This is a genomic window from Eikenella sp. Marseille-P7795, assembly GCF_916618725.1.
Lineage (GTDB): Bacteria > Pseudomonadota > Gammaproteobacteria > Burkholderiales > Neisseriaceae > Eikenella > Eikenella longinqua.
This window is the reverse complement of record NZ_CAKAJZ010000001.1, coordinates 356,072-372,600: the sequence shown is the minus strand read 5'-3', so window position 1 is coordinate 372,600 and position 16,529 is coordinate 356,072. Positions and strand designations below refer to the sequence as shown.

8 protein-coding genes and 1 pseudogene are annotated in these 16,529 nt (G+C 61.8%); 8 read left to right on the top strand and 1 reads right to left on the bottom strand.

The window, feature by feature from the left end:
• Positions 1–55: 55 nt before the first annotated feature.
• The gene (locus LG371_RS01855; RefSeq protein WP_225747571.1) at positions 56–781 is read right to left on the bottom strand and encodes a cyclic nucleotide-binding domain-containing protein; all 726 of its coding nucleotides are present in this window, start codon (positions 779–781) and stop codon (positions 56–58) included.
• Between the two features lie 199 nt (positions 782–980).
• Here LG371_RS01855 and hemN point away from each other — a divergent pair, with 199 nt between their 5' ends.
• The 8 genes and pseudogenes from hemN to LG371_RS01815 all read left to right on the top strand — a co-directional run bounded on the left by hemN (position 981) and on the right by LG371_RS01815 (position 16,144).
• Positions 981–2,366, top strand: coding sequence for an oxygen-independent coproporphyrinogen III oxidase (hemN, locus tag LG371_RS01850; RefSeq protein WP_225747570.1), 1,386 nt, complete (start codon positions 981–983; stop codon positions 2,364–2,366).
• Between the two features lie 366 nt (positions 2,367–2,732).
• Complete coding sequence (locus tag LG371_RS01845; protein WP_067590844.1) at positions 2,733–4,388, top strand: AMP-binding protein; 1,656 nt, start codon at positions 2,733–2,735, stop codon at positions 4,386–4,388.
• Positions 4,381–6,690 (top strand): MMPL family transporter, encoded by a 2,310-nt coding sequence (locus tag LG371_RS01840; protein ID WP_225747569.1) that lies wholly within the window; start codon positions 4,381–4,383, stop codon positions 6,688–6,690. The genes LG371_RS01845 and LG371_RS01840 overlap by 8 nt, the downstream gene beginning before the upstream one ends.
• 284 nt (positions 6,691–6,974) lie before the next feature.
• A complete protein-coding gene (locus LG371_RS01835; protein WP_225747568.1) occupies positions 6,975–9,008 on the top strand; it encodes a hypothetical protein in 2,034 nt (677 codons plus the stop codon).
• A 372-nt stretch (positions 9,009–9,380) separates the two neighbouring features.
• Positions 9,381–10,625: pseudogene (locus LG371_RS01830) on the top strand (NAD(P)/FAD-dependent oxidoreductase).
• Between the two features lie 268 nt (positions 10,626–10,893).
• The gene (locus LG371_RS01825) at positions 10,894–12,057 is read left to right on the top strand and encodes an efflux RND transporter periplasmic adaptor subunit (RefSeq protein WP_225747567.1); all 1,164 of its coding nucleotides are present in this window, start codon (positions 10,894–10,896) and stop codon (positions 12,055–12,057) included.
• A gap of 300 nt (positions 12,058–12,357) precedes the next feature.
• Positions 12,358–14,295, top strand: coding sequence for a MacB family efflux pump subunit (locus LG371_RS01820; RefSeq protein WP_067590859.1), 1,938 nt, complete (start codon positions 12,358–12,360; stop codon positions 14,293–14,295).
• Between the two features lie 400 nt (positions 14,296–14,695).
• A complete protein-coding gene (locus LG371_RS01815; RefSeq protein WP_225747566.1) occupies positions 14,696–16,144 on the top strand; it encodes a TolC family protein in 1,449 nt (482 codons plus the stop codon).
• Positions 16,145–16,529 lie beyond the last annotated feature (385 nt).

Sequence of the window (16,529 nt, the reverse complement as noted above, 5' to 3'; positions counted from 1 at the left end):
GGCTACCTTTTTCAGGTAGCCTTTACGGCTGGGGAAATAAGCGCTTCCGCTGTCGCTAGGCCGTTATCGTTTGCAGGCCGGAGGCCAGCTGCTTGAGCCGTTCGGGTTTGATCAGGCGGATGTGTTTGTATTCCACTTCGATGATGCCCTCCTGGCTGAATTTCGACAAAGTGCGGCTCACCGTTTCCAGCTTCAGCCCCAGATAGCTGCCGATTTCCTCGCGCGACATGCGCAGGATGAAATCATTGGCCGCCAGGCCGCGTTTTTTCAGGCGCTGCGAGAGGTTGAGCAGGAAGGTTGCCAGCCGCTCTTCGGCGCGCATATTGCCCAACAGCAACATCACGTTTTGGTCGCGCACGATTTCTTCGCTAAACAAGCGGTAGAAATGCAGTTGCAATTGGGGCACGGCCAGGCACAATTCTTCCATATTGCGGTAGGGCAGCTCGCACACTTCGGTGTCTTCCAGCGCCACCGCGTCGCAGTGGTGCATTTGGTTGCACATGCCGTCCATGCCCACCAATTCGCCCGACATGAAAAAACCGGTTACCTGATCGCGCCCGTCTTGGCTGGCAATCACCGTTTTCAGGAAACCGGTACGGATCACATACAGCGAAGCGAATTCGTCGCCGTTGTGAAACAGGAAATCGCCCTTTTTCAGGCGGCGGCTGCGTTTAACGACGGCATCAATCCGCCCCACCTCCGCCGCCATCGACGGGGCGGGATGGCACAGTTCCTTGAAAACGCATCGGGAACAGGTTGTGGCGCTATGCAATACTTTCATGTGTGTGCTGGCTTTCAAACTAAAGGCGGCTGCATCATCTTTACCCTCGGCAAACGGCTAAATTCCAGCCGGTTGCAGCAATTATCGTTTATACTCGCCGCTGCGGCGAATCGGCACAGGCAGGCCGCCGAACGGCTTGTATTGTACCCGATTTCCCCGCCAAAGCATACACTACAAAATTACCAAAAATAACATACCCATGAACACCAGCCACAGCCAAGAAATCATCTTCGACCGCAAGCTTATTGCCTCGCTGCCCGCCAACGGCCCGCGCTACACCTCCTACCCCACCGCCGACCGCTTCCATGCCGGCTTCACCGCCGCCGACTACGCCCAAGCCGTGCAACAGCGCGCCCCCGGCCCGCTCTCGCTCTACATCCACATCCCCTTCTGCAACACCATCTGCTACTACTGCGGCTGCAACAAAATCATCACCAAAGACACCAGCCGCGCCGACCAATACCTAGGCTACCTGAAAAAAGAATTCGCCCTGCAGGCCGAACTCCTGCAAGGCAAGCCCGAGCTGGCCCAGCTCCACTTCGGCGGCGGCACCCCCACCTTCCTCTCCGACGCCCAGCTCGATTTCGTATTCGACACCATCCGCCGCCACTTCACCCTGACGCCCCAAGGCGAATACTCCATCGAAATCGACCCGCGCAAAGTGAGCCGCCAAACCGTATTGTTCCTCGGCTCGCTCGGATTCAACCGCATGAGCGTGGGCATACAGGATTTCGACCCGCAAGTGCAGCAGGCGGTAAACCGCATCCAGAGCGAAGAAGAAACCCGTATCATGATTGATGCCGCCCGCGAAGCCGGTTTCCAATCCGTGAGCGTCGATTTGATTTACGGCCTGCCGCACCAAACCCCCGCCACCATGCAGCAAACGCTGGATAAAGTGCTCGCCCTTGCCCCCGACCGCCTCGCCGTGTACCACTATGCCCACCTGCCGCACATCTTCAAGCCGCAGCGCCGCATCGACACCAACGCCGTGCCCGACAGCAACACCAAGCTCGACATGCTCCAGCAAATCGTTCAGCGGCTGGGCAGCGAAGGCTACGTTTTCATCGGCATGGATCACTTCGCCAAACCGCAAGACGAGCTCGCCGTCGCCCTGCGCGAAGGCCGCCTGCAACGCAACTTCCAAGGCTATTCCACCCATGCCGACTGCGACCTTATCGCCGTCGGCCTCTCCTCCATCGGCAAAATCGGCCGCATCTACAGCCAAAACCAGCGCCATCTCGACGACTACTACGCCGACCTCGACGCCGGCCGCCTGCCCGTTTTCCGCGGCTACAGCCTCAATGATGACGACCTGCTGCGCCGCCGCCTGATCCAAGATCTTATGTGCCGCTTCGGCCTCAATTTTGCTGATTACGAAGCCGAATGCCGCCAGCCCTTCGCCCAATATTTCGCCGCCGAGCTTGCCGACCTGGCCCAGCTTGCCGCCAAAGGCCTGGTCGAGCTAAACAACGCCGGCTTGCGCGTTACCCCCAAAGGCCGCTTCCTCATCCGCAACATCGCCATGGTGTTCGACCACCACCTGCGCCACCGCGACACCGTCGCCAAATATTCACAAACCGTGTGAGCAGAGTTTCCACCCCGCAGCCCAAACGGGCAAACAAATTTTCAGGTAGCCTCCCGCAACAGGCTACCTGAAAATGATATCTTGCCAAGCAAGGCTGGGTTTCTGCGAAGCGAAAATTTTCAGGTAGCCTTCTGCCGCTCCAGATGGAGGCTACCTGTAAAGCGCAGCTGCAACGAAGTTGAAACGCGCAAAGCGGATTTCGCTAAAACGTGAGCCGCAGCTCGGGCATTGATGCCCGGCTGTTTTATAATGCGCGGCTGAACATATCGGGCATTGATGCTCTGCCGTTTTGTTTTTCAGGTAGCCCGAACCGACGGCGGTACAGCAACGCCGCCCGCCCATCCAACCAAACCCAAACCCGACGCCATGCCCATCCTCTCCCTGCTCAACCGTTCTCCCGATTCCCCGCTGGCCGACAATTGGACAGCCGCGCAGTTTTCCGCCGCCACGCTCTCTTTGGCCGCGCGTTTGCGGGCGCACAATATTCAGGCCGCCGCGCTGTGGTTCGATGATGCGGCGCGGTTTGCCTCCGCGCTGCTGGCCGCGTGGCTGGCGGGGGCGGAGGTGTATCTGCCGCCCAATCTGGCCGAGGAAAACCGCCGCTGGGCGGAGGCGCGGGGCGCGGTGTGGCTGAGCGACGTGCCCGAGGTTTCAGACGGCCTCTGGCTGTACGACGAAGCGGCGGAGCAGGCGGCTGCGCCTTCGGAAGCGTTTGCATGGCCGCATGAAAACGTGCTGTATCTGAAAACCTCCGGCTCTTCGGGCGAGGCGAAAACCATTGTGAAAACGCGCGCGCAGATGCTGGCGGAAGCGGCGGCGGTGGCGCAGAGGCTACCTGAAAACTGGCGCGGCCTCTCCGCCGTGGGCAGCGTCAGCCCGCAGCATTTGTACGGGCTGACTTTCCGCGTGTTCGTACCGCTGGCGGCGGGCTGGGCCATCGGGCGGCGGCAGTGCGTGTATCCCGAGCTGCTGCTGGCCGATTCGCGCCGCGAATGCCTGTGGATTGCCAGCCCCGCGCTGCTAAACCGTTTGGGCGAAGGGCGCGATTGGGCGCGGCTGCGTGGGCGGGTGTGCGGCATCGTCAGCGCGGGCGGGCTGCTGCCCGAAGCGACCGCCGCACTGCTGCAAGAGAAGCTGGGCTTTGCGCCGCACGATGTGTACGGCAGCACGGAAACCGGCGTGATTGCGCTGCGGCAGGGCGGGGAATGGGAACTGTTGCCCGAAGTGGAAGCCGCCGTGGATGAGCAAAATCGTTTTCAGGTAGCCTCACCGTGGAGCGGCGGGGTGCAGCAAACCGCCGATGCAGTGCGGCTGCACGGGCGGCGGCTAGAGCTGCTCGGCCGCCAAGACCGCATCATCAAGCTGGAAGACAAGCGCGTGTCGCTGGCGCAGTTGGAGCACGACCTGCTGGCGCACGCTTGGGTTGCCGACGCGCATTGCGCCCGCCACCCGCAGCACGGCCGGATTGCGGCGTGGACGGCCTTGAACGAAGCGGGCATCGCCGCATTGCGCGAACAGGGCCGTGCCGCCGTGGCGCAAAGCCTGAAGCGGCATCTGGCCAAAACGCAGGACACCGCCGCATTGCCGCGCTATTGGCGGTTTGCCGCCGAACTGCCGCGCAACCCGCAGGCGAAAATCCGCGAACAGGATTTTCAGACGGCCTTTACCGTGCCGCAAACCGCGCCGCAGTGGGTTTTGGTGTCGCAAAACGACGAGGCGCGCGAATATGCGTTTGAAGGCGTTGTGCCGCTGGATTTGGCCTGGTTCGGCGGCCATTTTGCCGATTTCCCGCTGGTGCCCGGCGTGATCGAAATCCAGTGGGCGATGGATTTGGCGGCGCGTTTCGACTGGGGCAGGAAACAAGTGAAGCAGATGGAAAACCTGAAATACCAACACTTTGTGCGCCCGCACGACACGGTGCGGCTCACGCTGCGCCACGATGCGGCGAAAAACAAAATCCATTTCGCCATCGCGCAGGGCGACACGCCTTGCGCCTCGGGCAGGGTGGCGCTGCATGACTAGGCTCGCGTGGCTGTATGCCCTGCTGCTGGCCTTTGCCGCCGCGTGGCTGGGCTGGGGGATAGCGCAGGGTGGCCGCCTGCAAACCGACCTCACCGCGCTGTTGCCCGCCGACGCGCAGGTGGACGAAGTGTGGCGCGCGGCCGACGAAGCAGGCGAGAAACAGCTCAACGGCCAAATCCTGCTCCTGGTGGGCAGCAGCGATGCCGACCGCGCCTTCGCCGCCGCCGAGCAGGTGGCCGCCGCGTGGCAGCAAAGCGGCCTGTTCGCAGCGGTGGACAGCCGTCTGGATCCCGATTTGGCGCAACTGCGGCAAGACATCCGCAGTCTCGGCGCAAACGCCCTGCCGCGCGAACAGCAGCAGCTTCTGTTGCACGACCCCACAGCCTATTTCCAGCAACGCGCTGAAGACGCGGCCAACCCGTTTGCCGCGCAAATCGTGCCGCTGGAAGACGACTGGCTCGGCTTCGCCCGCTTTGTACAGCAAAAACAGCCCGCCAGCCGCCTGCAATGGCACAGCGGCAACGGCATGCTGTATAGCGAGCAGGACGGCCTCACTTGGGTGTGGCTGCGCGCGAGGCTACCTGAAAAAGCGGCTGCCGACCAAGCCGAACGCCTGCTGCCGCTTCTGGCCGATTCCCGCGCCCAAGCCGAACGCGGCGGCTACCGCCTGTTGGCGGCGGGCGGCGCGTTGTTTGCCGCCGAAGCCAAAGTGCAGTCGGAGCGCGAAAGCGGGCTGATGTCCGCCGTCGGCCTGTCGCTCACCTTCGCCCTGCTGCTGGCCGTGTTCCGCAGCCCGCGCGTGTTTGCGCTGGCCTTGCCGCTGGGCGCGGGTATGCTGCTGGGCGCGGCGGCGGTGGTGGCCGTGTTTGGGCAGATGCACATCCTCGCCGTGGTCATCGGCACGAGTTTGGTCGGGATGCTGGTGGACTTTCCGCTGCACTGGCTCACGCCCTCGGTGTTTTCGCCCCACTGGCAGGCCGCGCCCGCCATGCGCCGCGTTTTGCCCGCCTTCTTGGCCGGGCTGGGCATCACCGCCACGGGCTATCTGCTGCTCGCCTTCACGCCGCTGCCCGTGCTGCGCCAAACCGCCGTGTTTTCCGTGGCCGCGCTCACGGGCGCATTTGCCGCCACCGTGCTCCTGCTGCCGCCGCTGTTTCGCGGCTACCGCCCCCGCGCCGCCTGGTTTGCCGCCGCCATGCACAAGCTCGCCACCGCACGGTTGCACTGGCTGCTTGTCCCGCTGTTGTCGCTGGCCGCCGCAGGCTACCTGAAAACCGATTGGCGCGACGACATCCGCGATTGGGCGGCACTTTCCCCGCAGCTTATCGCCGAAATGCGCCAAGTGGCCGACATCAGCGGCAGCGACAGCGGCGGCCGCAGCATCCTCGTGCAGGCCGATGATGCAGACGAACTCTTGCGCCGCAGCGCGCAAGTGGAAACCGCCCTGCGGCCATTGGTCGGCAAAGGCGGTCTCGGCGGCGTGCAGTCGCTCAACCAATGGCTGCTGCCCGCCGACGAACAACAAGCCCTGCGCCAGCAGTTGCAACGCCTCGCCGCGCAGCCTTCCCCCGCCGCCGACCCCATGCTCCAGCTCGGCCTGCATCCCGACACCATCCAAACTGCCCTGCACCAAGCCGCCGAACAGCCGCCCGTGTCCCTCGCGCAAGCCCTGCGCCCGCAGATGGCCGAAGCCTGGCGCAGCCTGTATCTGGGCAACATCGGCGGGCAGGAAGCCGCCCTCGTGCGCGTGCAGGGTTTGAACGATGCCGCCGCCGTGCAAACCGCGCTCGCCGCCCTGCCGTGCAATCAAGGCCGAACCTGCGCCCGGCTGGTGGACAAACGCGCCCGGCTGAACGAACTCTTCCGCCACACCCGCAACCACGCCGCCTGGCTCAAACTCGCCTCCTTCGCCCTGGCCTGGTTCGTGCTGTGGCGCATCTTCGGCGCACGGCGCGGCAGCCTCATCCTCGCCGTGCCCATGATTTCCGCCGCCGCCACCGTCGGCCTGCTCGGCTGGCTCGGCCTGCCCGTCAGCCTGTTCGCCATGTTCGGCCTGCTCTTGGTGGCCGCCGTGGGCGCGGACTACGCCGTCTACGCCCTCACCGCCCGCGAAACCCCCGCCGCCAAACTCGGCGGCATCCTCCTCGCCGCCCTCACCACCGCCATCTCCTTCCTGCTGCTCGCCATCAGCACCACCCCCGCCGTCGCCGCCTTCGGCATCACCGTATCGCTCGGCGTGGGGCTGAACGTGCTGCTCTCCGCGTGGCTGTTGAAGAGGGAAGGGGCGGGGGAGGCCGTCTGAAAAGGCTACCTGAAAACCTATCTTATGCCTTACTACCCCATCTTTATTTCTGTGCAGGCGGGAAACAAGGCAGGCTCACCCCAGCCGATGGCGAAGCGGATTCGCCCGAACCGGCAACAGCATTTTCAAACGGTTTTCCCTTATATTAGAAAAGCACGTCCGCAAATCAGGCTGGCCAGCTGTAGGCGGCGCGCCGTTTTGCTATAATCCTGCCACCTTTCCGGCACCTTATCCGATGGCGGATGCTCCGCCGCTTTTTTACAATCTACAAACAAAGGAAAACTATGCTTATACAAAAATCTCCCCCGCCCCGCCTTTTAATCCTCGCCGCCCTGCTGGCCGCGCTGCCCGCTGCCGCCGCACCGGACAACATTACCGACCTCGGCACACTGAGCGCCGGCAATTCGGGGTACTCAATGGCAACCGCCATCAGTGCCAACGGGCGCGCCGTGGTCGGCGAATCGGATAACGACAACGGCGCCCGCCGTGCCGTCGTCTGGTCGGGCAGCGGCTGGGGCAGCAAAACCGATCTCGGCACGCACCGCACCGACAATTTGGGCGTTTCTGCTGCAACCGCCGTCAGTACCGACAGCTCGGTGGTGGTTGGGGAGGCGAGCGGCGACACCTTCTCACAACACGCCACTGTCTGGTCGGGCAGCGGCTGGGGTAGCAAAACCGACCTCGGTACGCTGAGCAGCGGCAATGCGGGCGGCTCGGTTGCAAGAGCCGTCAGCGGCGACGGTTCGGTAGTGGCCGGATGGGCGCACAACGATAACAGCGACCAACGCGCCATCGTCTGGTCGGGCAGCGGCTGGCAGACCAAAACCGACCTCGGCACGCACCGCGCCGGCACTTTGGGTAGCTCGGTTGCATATGCCGTCAGCCGCGACGGTTCGGTGGTGGTCGGAGTAGCGGATAATGACAACGTTGAGCAACGCGCCACCGTCTGGTCGGGCAGCGGCTGGGGTAGCAAAACCGACCTCGGTACGCTGAGAACCAATAATTCGGGTAGTTCGGCTGCAATAGCCGCCAGCGGCGACGGCTCGGTAGTGGCCGGATTTGCGCACGACGATAACGGCGACCAACGCGCCACCGTCTGGTCGGGCAGCGGCTGGCAGACCAAAACCGACCTCGGCACGCTGAGAACCAATAATTCGGGTACTTCGGTTGCACAAGCCGCCAGCTCCGACGGTTCGGTGGTGGGCGGATTTGCGGACAACGATAACGGCAACCAACGCGCCACCGTCTGGTCGGGCAGCGGCTGGCAGACCAAAACCGACCTCGGCACGCTGAAAACCGACAATTCGGGATTTTCTCAGTTATACGGCTTCAGTGCCGACGGTAACATTGCGGTCGGCGGTGCGGACAACGACAACGGCGACTTCCGCGCCGTCGTCTGGAACCTGCGCGGTGGCCGCGCGGTCGATACCGCCAACACCCGAGCCGCCATGTCGCTGCTCTCCGCCGATACCGCCGCCATGCTCGCGCAGCGCGGCCGTGCGGCGGAAACCTTGCTGGAAGGCTGCCGTGCCGACGGCGGAAAATTCTGTTACAGCGCAGGCTATACCCACGATGTCGGCCACGGCGCGCGCTCACGCGGTGCGGGCTTCGCTTTCGGCTACGGCTTCTCCGACAATTTCGATGCGGGCTTCTCCTTTGCCGTGCCGCTGCCTACCGATGAAAACGGCAGTCATCGCCTGAAATCTGGCGCAGGTTTGGGCTTGTCCGCCCGCTTCCATAACGGCACAGGCTGGTATGCCGTACCCGCCGTGGCTTTCGAATCAGATAAAACCCGCATCCGCCGTCCGCATTTGAGCGGCACGGAAGCCCCCGAAAACAACGTGCGGGTAAAAAGCCGCGCATACAGCCTGACCTTGGGTCGGGACTTCGGTGTGCCTGCGGGGAAATCCTTCGGCTGGTATGCCGCACTGCGCCGCACCGAAGCCGAACGCCCCGCCTATGCGGAAAATGGCGGTCTGTCCTTTCCGTTTTCCTACGGCGAAGCGGAATTGAAGGAAACCACCTTGGCGGCAGGCGCGAAAGGCAGGCTGCCTTTGGGTGGCGGGCTGTCGTGGTACGGTAGTGCCGAAATCGCCCAACGCGTGGGTGGCGGCAAAACCCGTTTCTCTGCCTCCGCCCCGTTCTTCGGCTCGTTTGAGGAAGAGCACGAAACCTCGCGTACCCGTCCGAGTGTGCAGACCGGCGTGGACTACGCCTTCAGCCCAGCTGCCGTGTTGTCTGTGGGCGGCTACGTCGGTCGCAACGCCTTCTCCGGCACCGACAAAGGAATGTTCTTGAGGCTGAACGGCAGCTTCTAATCGTTTTGACGCGATGTAAAAAGCAGAGAGCGTGATATGTTTTGCATCGCAAGGCAAGGAACGAAAAATGGCCGCAACCCTTTAAATATAGGGCTGCGGCCATTTCCTTGCCTAGAAACTGTGGCGCTTTACTTTTCCAGGAAGTGGATAAAAAGCGGGGAAAGAACGTGGGCCAAAAGCTCAGCTAACCCATGTTACCCGACTAGTGCCATGGCTGCTATTTTGCAGCAACACCGGCTTGGATAAGTTTTGGCATAACGGGCAAGAGAAAACCCGCTTAACAGGTCGTTCAACGGGGGTTAAAATCAGGGTATACAAAGTTTTCTGTCGGTTTTGTGTTTTTCTTTTCCATCATCCCTAAGGAGACCAAACATGTCCCAATCCTGCGATATCGCCATCATCGGCGCCGGCCCCTCCGGCGCAGTCGCCGCCGCCCTGCTGCTCAAACACGGCTTTTCCGTGTGCGTGCTCGAAAAGCAGCACTTCCCCCGCTTCGTAATCGGCGAAAGCCTGCTGCCGCACTGCATGGAATTTTTGGCAGAAGCCGGTTTCCTGCCCGCCGTAGGGGCCGAGTCGAGCTTCCAGTTTAAAGACGGCGCAGCCTTCACTTGGGGCAGCCGCTACACCTATTTCGATTTCACCGACAAATTCAGCCCCGGCCCGGGCACGACCTACCAAGTGCGGCGCGGCATCTTCGATAAAATCTTAATCGACGAAGCCGCCAAGCAGGGCGCGGACGTGCGCTTCGGCCACGCCGTTACCGCCTTCGACAATAGCGGCAGTGTTGCCCGCCTGTCCGTGCAGCCCGAAGACGGCGCGGCGTATGAACTGCACGCCTGCTTCGTGCTGGATGCCAGCGGCTACGGCCGCGTGCTGCCGCGCCTGCTCGATTTGGAAACCCCGTCCGAGCTGCCCGTGCGCGAAGCCCATTTCACCCACATCAACGACAACATCGCCGACCCCGATTTCGACCGCAACAAAATCCTCATTTCCACCCACCCCGTGCACCGCGACGTGTGGCTGTGGCTCATCCCCTTCGGCGACAATCGCTGCTCCATCGGCGTGGTCGGCTTGCCCGAACGCTTCGGCGGGCTGGGAGATTCCGAAGCCATCCTGCGCTGCTACGCCGCCGAAGTGCCCATGCTCGCCCGCATTTTGGCCGACGCGCAATGGGAAAACGACTTCCCCTTCCGCCACATCAAAGGCTATTCCGCCAACGTCAAAACCCTGCACGGCCGCCACTTCTCCCTCTTGGGCAACGCCGCCGAGTTCCTCGACCCCGTGTTCTCCTCCGGCGTAACCATCGCCATGCACTCGGCCAAACTCGCCGCCGACCTGCTCGCCCGCCAGCTGAAGGGCGAAGAGGCAGACTGGCAGCGCGACTTCGCCGAACCGCTGATGGTGGGCGTGAACGCCTTCCGCACCTATGTGAACGGCTGGTACGACGGCAGCTTCCAAGACGCCATCTACGCCCCGCAGCGCACGCCCGAAATCAGCAATATGATCAGCTCCATCCTCGCCGGCTACGCCTGAGACACCGCCAACCCCTATGTGGCCAAATCCGAACGCAGGCTCAGGGCTTTGGCGGAAACCGTGGGCGTGCAGCGCTGCGAATAAAGTTTTCAGGTAGCCTCAAGATGTATAGGCTACCTGAAAATTTTTGGCCATTGGGCATTCAATATTTTTTGGAAAGACTGGTTGCGCCGCAACCTTGCCGGCCAAGTTTTCAGGTAGCCTCTTGATCTGCCGCCATCCTTCGGTAAAGCCTTGCCAACAAAGCCGGGCGGCGGGGTAAGGAAAGGTTAATCAGATAGCGCGGGGGGCGGGGCTTTCCTAAAATAGCCGCATTTTCCAACAGCTGCCGGCAAACGGCAGGCGGAGCAAGATGAAAAAACCGTTGAAATGGGCATTGTGGGCGGCAGCCGCCCTGGCCGTGGGCGCGGCGGGCTATGCCTTTTTGAAGCCGAGCAAGCCGCAAACCACCTACCTCACCGAAGAAGTGAAACGCGCCGACGTGCGCCAAACCGTATCCGCCACCGGCGAGATTTCCGCCGCGCAATTGGTGGACGTGGGCGCGCAGGCTTCCGGCCAAATCAAGCATTTGTATGTGAAGCTCGGGCAGCACGTGGAAAAGGGCGACCTCATCGCCGAAATCGATTCCACCACTCAGCTCAACGCGCTGAACACCAACAAAGCCCGACTGGAAACCTATCAGGCGCAGCTTGTGTCTGCTCGTGTGGCGCTGCAAAACGCCGAGCGCAAATACCGACGCGAGCAGGCCTTGTGGGCAGAAAACGCCACCTCCAAAGAAGAGCTGGAAAGCGCGCAGGGCGCCTATGCCGCCGCCAAGGCGCAGGTGGGCGAGCTGCAATCTTCCATCCGCCAAACCCGCATCGCCATCAACACTTCCGAAGCCGATTTGGGCTACACCCGCATCACCGCGCCGATTAGCGGCACCATGGTGTCGGTGAAAGTGGAAGAAGGGCAAACCGTGAATGCGGCGCAGAGCACGCCCGCCATCGGCCAGGTGGCCGATTTGAGCCGCATGCTGAACAAAATGCAGATTGCCGAAGGCGACGTGACCCGCGTGAAAGCCGGGCAAACCCTGCTCTTCACCACGCTGGCCGACCCCGACAGTGAGCGTGAAGCCAAGCTCGACAGCATCGACCCCGGCCTCACCACCCTCTCGCAAGGCAGCTACACCACCAGCACCGACACCACCAGCACCGCCATCTATTATTACGCCCGCGCCCTCGTGCCCAACGAAGACGGCAAGCTCGCCATCGGCATGACCACGCAAAACAACATCGTGATCGGCGAAGCGAAAAACGTGCTCACCGTGCCTTCCGCCGCCGTGAAGCAGCGCGGCCGCGAACGCTATGTGCGCGTGCTGCTGGGCGAAGGCAAAGTGGAGGAGCGCACCATCACCGTGGGCATCAGCGACGGCACGCGCACCGAAGTGAAATCGGGCGTGAAAGAAGGTGAGAAAGTGATTGTGTCGGAGAGCGACGGCACGGTGAAGGATTGGCAGGGCGGCCCGCCGATGTAAATGAGCCGACCCGCTCTCAAACCATTACCGCGTTGGCTCGCCTTGCCGTATTGCCTACTGTCTGCGGCTCGCCGCCTTGTACTGGTTTGAGATTGGCTCGGCTAAATGATGGCAGCAAGCCGGATTGGCCGATGCCGAGCCCGTTCCATAGCTAGGGCTACCTGAAATTTGAGACTACCTGAAAATGTGAGCTTCGCAGGAACCTTGCCGTGCCCGTTTTTAGCTTCGCAGAAACTCAACTTTGCTTCGCAAAACATCGTTTTCAGGTAGCCTCCCCGCCGCAACGAAAGCCGTATCTATATGAACCTAATCGAATGCCGCAACATCAACCGCTATTTCGGTGAGGGCGAAAACCGCGTCCACATCCTGAAAGACATCAGCCTGAGCATCCAAAAAGGCGACTTCATCGCCATCATCGGCCAATCCGGCTCCGGCAAATCCACGCTGATGAACATCCTCGGCTGCCTCGACAGCGCCACTTCCGGCTCCTACCGCATCGACGGCGTGGAAACCGCGCAGATGAGCGGCGACGAGCTGGCCGCGCTGCGCCGGCGCAAGTTCGGCTTTATCTTTCAGCGCTACAACCTGCTCGGCGCGCTCAGCGCCCGCGACAACGTGGCCCTGCCCGCCGTGTATGCCGGCATGGATCAGAAAGACAGGCAGGAACGTGCCGATATGCTGCTGGCCGATTTAGGCCTGGCCGGCAAAGAAGCCAACCGCCCCAACGAGCTTTCCGGCGGGCAGCAGCAGCGCGTTTCCATCGCCCGCGCCCTGATGAACGGCGGCGAAATCATCCTCGCCGACGAGCCCACCGGCGCGCTCGATTCCGGCAGCGGCGAAATGGTGATGGAAATCATCCGCGGCCTGCGCGCCAAAGGCCACACCATCATCTTGGTCACGCATGACCCGAACATCGCCGCCTTCGCCAACCGCGTGATCGAAATCAAAGACGGCGAAATCATCGCCGACCGCAGCAAAAACGAAAACATCCCGCCCAGCAGCGTGGAAAGCCGCCGTGAGCAGCAGTCTTGGCTGTTTTACAAAGACCAGTTTGTGGAAGCCTTCAAAATGTCGGTGCAGGCCATTATGTCGCACAAAATGCGTTCGCTGCTCACCATGCTCGGCATCATCATCGGCATCGCCTCGGTGGTGTCCGTGGTGGCGCTGGGGCGCGGCACGCAGGAGAAAATCCTCTCCGACATCAGCGCCATCGGCACCAACACCATCGGCGTGTATCCCGGCAAAGGCTTCGGCGACCGCCGCCGCAACCGCATCCGCACGCTCACCATCGCCGACGCCCAAGCCATCGGCAAGCAAAGCTATGTGGACAGCGTTACCCCGATGACCACCTCCAGCGCCACCGTCACCTACCGCAACACCAACGTTACCGCCCAGCTCTACGGCGCGGGCGAGCAGTATTTCAGTGTGCGCGGCATCAAGCTCGATCAGGGGCGGCTGTTTGACCAAGCCGACGTGGACGCCGCCGCGCAGGTGGTGGTGATCGACCCGAACACGCGCAAGCAGCTCTTCCCCGACGGCACCAACCCCATCGGCCAAACCATTCTATTTGGCAAGCGCCCGCTGCGCGTAATCGGCATCAGCGCGGAAGACCAAAACGGCTTTGGCGGCGCCGACAACCTGCAAATGTGGGCGCCCTACACCACGGTAATGAACCGCATTTCCGGCGAGCGCTACATCAGCTCGGTAACTGTGAAAATCAAAGACGACGTGAGCACTTCGGTGGCCGAGCAGGGCATCAAAGAGCTGCTCCTGGCGCGGCACGGCACGGAAGACTTCTTCACCAGCAACAGCGACAGCATCAAGCAAACCATCGAAAAAACCACCAGCGCCATGACGCTGCTGATTTCCTGCATTGCCCTGATTTCATTGGTGGTGGGCGGCATCGGCGTGATGAACATCATGCTGGTGTCGGTAACCGAGCGCACCAAGGAGATTGGCGTGCGCATGGCCATCGGCGCGCGGCAGGGCAATATTTTGCAGCAGTTTCTGATTGAGGCCGTGCTGATCTGCCTCATTGGCGGCGCGGCGGGGATTATGCTTTCCTATTTAATCGGCACGGGCTTCAACGCATTGGCCACCGAATTTGCCATGTCGTTTTCCACCTGGTCGATTGTGAGCGCGGTGCTGTGCTCCACCTTTATTGGCGTGCTGTTCGGCTTTATGCCGGCCAAAAACGCCTCGCAGCTCAATCCGATTGCCGCCCTGTCGCGCGATTAGCCGGGCGGCGTGAGGCTACCTGAAAAATGCGCCTCACTGCAGAAAGATACCGTTTTAGCTTCGCAGAAACTCCGCTTCCTTCGGAAACATCGTTTTAACTTATCGTTGAAGTTTGCGCTTTAGCTGCACAGAAACTCAGCCTTGCTTCGCAAGACATCGTTTTAACTACGTTGAAGCTTGCGCTTTCAGGTAGCCTGCAAAGCTTCTTGTACATCATGAAGGCTACCTGAAAATTAGCAGGCTGCCTGAAACTAACTCCCCCATGGGGAGAGGGCAGGGGCGAGGGTCGGCAAACCGTAGGTTTGCATTCCGGCGCTTTCCGCAGACAGGCGGAGGCTACCTGAAAAATCCCGGCACCACCCAAACCAGACACCAACACCCAACCAAGAAACGAGGGTTTATGAAACCGACAACCCAAGCCGTCCCCGCCCGCGCCGCCGTGCTCGCCCTGCTGCTGCTCAGCGGCTGCGCCATCGATCGCACCCCCAACAGCCAAATCGGCCTGGCGCAGGCGCAAAGCGAAGGCGCGGTCAACCCGCCCGCCGCCGTGGCCGATGCCGCCGGGCAGTGTGCCCAGGCCGAAGGTTGCGCCTATCAGGCCGACAGCGACTGGTGGCAGGTGTTCGGCGACAGCCGCCTCAACGACCTGGTGCAGCAGGCGCTGGCCAACAACGTGAATTTGAAACAGGCAGCCATCAATGTGAACAAAGCCCTGTATCAGGCCAACATCCTCGGCGCCAACCTCGTGCCCGCCTACAACGCCTCGCTCGGCGCCAACGCCAGCCGCAACCTCGACACCCGCGCTAACAGCCACAGCTACAGCAGCCAGCTCGGCTTAAGCTACGAGCTCGACCTGTGGCGTCGCCTCAACGCCACCGCCTCCGCCCAAGTGTGGGAGCAGCGCGCCACCGAGCAAGATTTGGCCGCCACCCGCCTCACCGTGGTCAACAACGTAGCCGACGCCTATTTTCAGGTAGCCTATTTAAACGAAGCCATCAAGCTGGCCGAACAATCCGTCGGCCACTATCAGCAAATCCTGCAAATCGCCCACAGCAAATACCGCCACGGCCGCTCCGCCTCCATCGAAGTTACCCAGGCCGAGCAATCCCTGCTTTCCGCGCAAAACAGCCTGCTCTCGCTCCGACAAAGCCGCGAAAACGCCGAAGCCACCCTGCGCAACCTGCTCAACTTGCGCCCCGGCCAGCAAATGGCCGTGCAGCCCGCCGATTTCAGCCTGCCCGAAGGCGGAAAAGTCGATTTAAACGTGCCCGTTTCCACCCTCTCCGCCCGCCCCGACCTCATCGCCGCCGACTACCGCCTGCAATCCGCCCTCAAAAGCCAGCAGGCGCAATACCGCAGCTGGTATCCCAGCATCAGCCTGAACGCCGCCCTCAGCACATCGTCCGAGCACAGCCGCAACTTCTTCAACGTGCCGATATTGGGCGGCAGCGTTAGCCTCAACCTGCCCTTTTTAAACAGGCACACCCTGCGCTGGCGCGACCGCAGCGCCGAAGCCGACTTTGAAAACGCCAAGCTCGCCTTCGAAAAAGCCCTCACCACCGCGCTCAACGAAGTGCAAACCAACTACAGCCAATACCAAAGCAGCCGCCAAAGCCAGGAAAACCTGCGCCGCCGCTACCGCCTCGACGTGGAAAACAGCCGCTACTACCGCGCACGCTACCAACACGGCCGCAACGAACTCAAAGACTGGCTTTCCGCCCTCAACACCGAATACGGCAGCGCGCAAAGCCTGCTTGACGCCCGCTACCAAACCCTCCACCACGAAGCCATGGTGTACAAATCCATGGCCGGCCGCTACCGCCGCAATGGCGGATCGGCCGCGCAATAAACCAGCAGCCGTCAGAAAAACCGGGCAGCCGATTTAAAGGCTGCCCGGTTTTTTGCGGCCGTTTCCGGTTTGAGCGGCGTTGGGGCTGGTGCTTTAATGGCGGATGATCACTCAACGATACGTCCGTGGCTGCGCCAAGGCATTGCTTTCAGGTAGCCTCAGTTTTTCAGGTAGCCTAATTGGGCGCAACAGGCTACCTGAAAATTCTAGCCTGCTTTCGGCAACGCCGGCGCGAAGCGGAGATGCGTTGGCATGCAGTTAAGATGGAAATAAACCAGAGCATTGCCGACTGGTGTTGTTTCGATTTGAACCAAGCAGGCATAAGGTACAACCGCGCGTTGGAGCGGATGGCTTGGCCGGCCTGTTGAGTCAGCTTTGCCGGTTC

Excerpts from the sequence above, each read along its gene's own strand:
- LG371_RS01815 (WP_225747566.1), top strand. The coding sequence starts at position 14,696 with ATGAAACCGACAACCCAAGCCGTCCCCGCCCGCGCCGCCGTGCTCGCC.
- LG371_RS01845 (WP_067590844.1), top strand. The coding sequence starts at position 2,733 with ATGCCCATCCTCTCCCTGCTCAACCGTTCTCCCGATTCCCCGCTGGCC.
- LG371_RS01855 (WP_225747571.1), bottom strand. The coding sequence starts at position 781 with ATGAAAGTATTGCATAGCGCCACAACCTGTTCCCGATGCGTTTTCAAG.
- hemN (WP_225747570.1), top strand. The coding sequence starts at position 981 with ATGAACACCAGCCACAGCCAAGAAATCATCTTCGACCGCAAGCTTATT.
- LG371_RS01835 (WP_225747568.1), top strand. The coding sequence starts at position 6,975 with ATGCTTATACAAAAATCTCCCCCGCCCCGCCTTTTAATCCTCGCCGCC.
- LG371_RS01820 (WP_067590859.1), top strand. The coding sequence starts at position 12,358 with ATGAACCTAATCGAATGCCGCAACATCAACCGCTATTTCGGTGAGGGC.
- LG371_RS01825 (WP_225747567.1), top strand. The coding sequence starts at position 10,894 with ATGAAAAAACCGTTGAAATGGGCATTGTGGGCGGCAGCCGCCCTGGCC.
- LG371_RS01840 (WP_225747569.1), top strand. The coding sequence starts at position 4,381 with ATGACTAGGCTCGCGTGGCTGTATGCCCTGCTGCTGGCCTTTGCCGCC.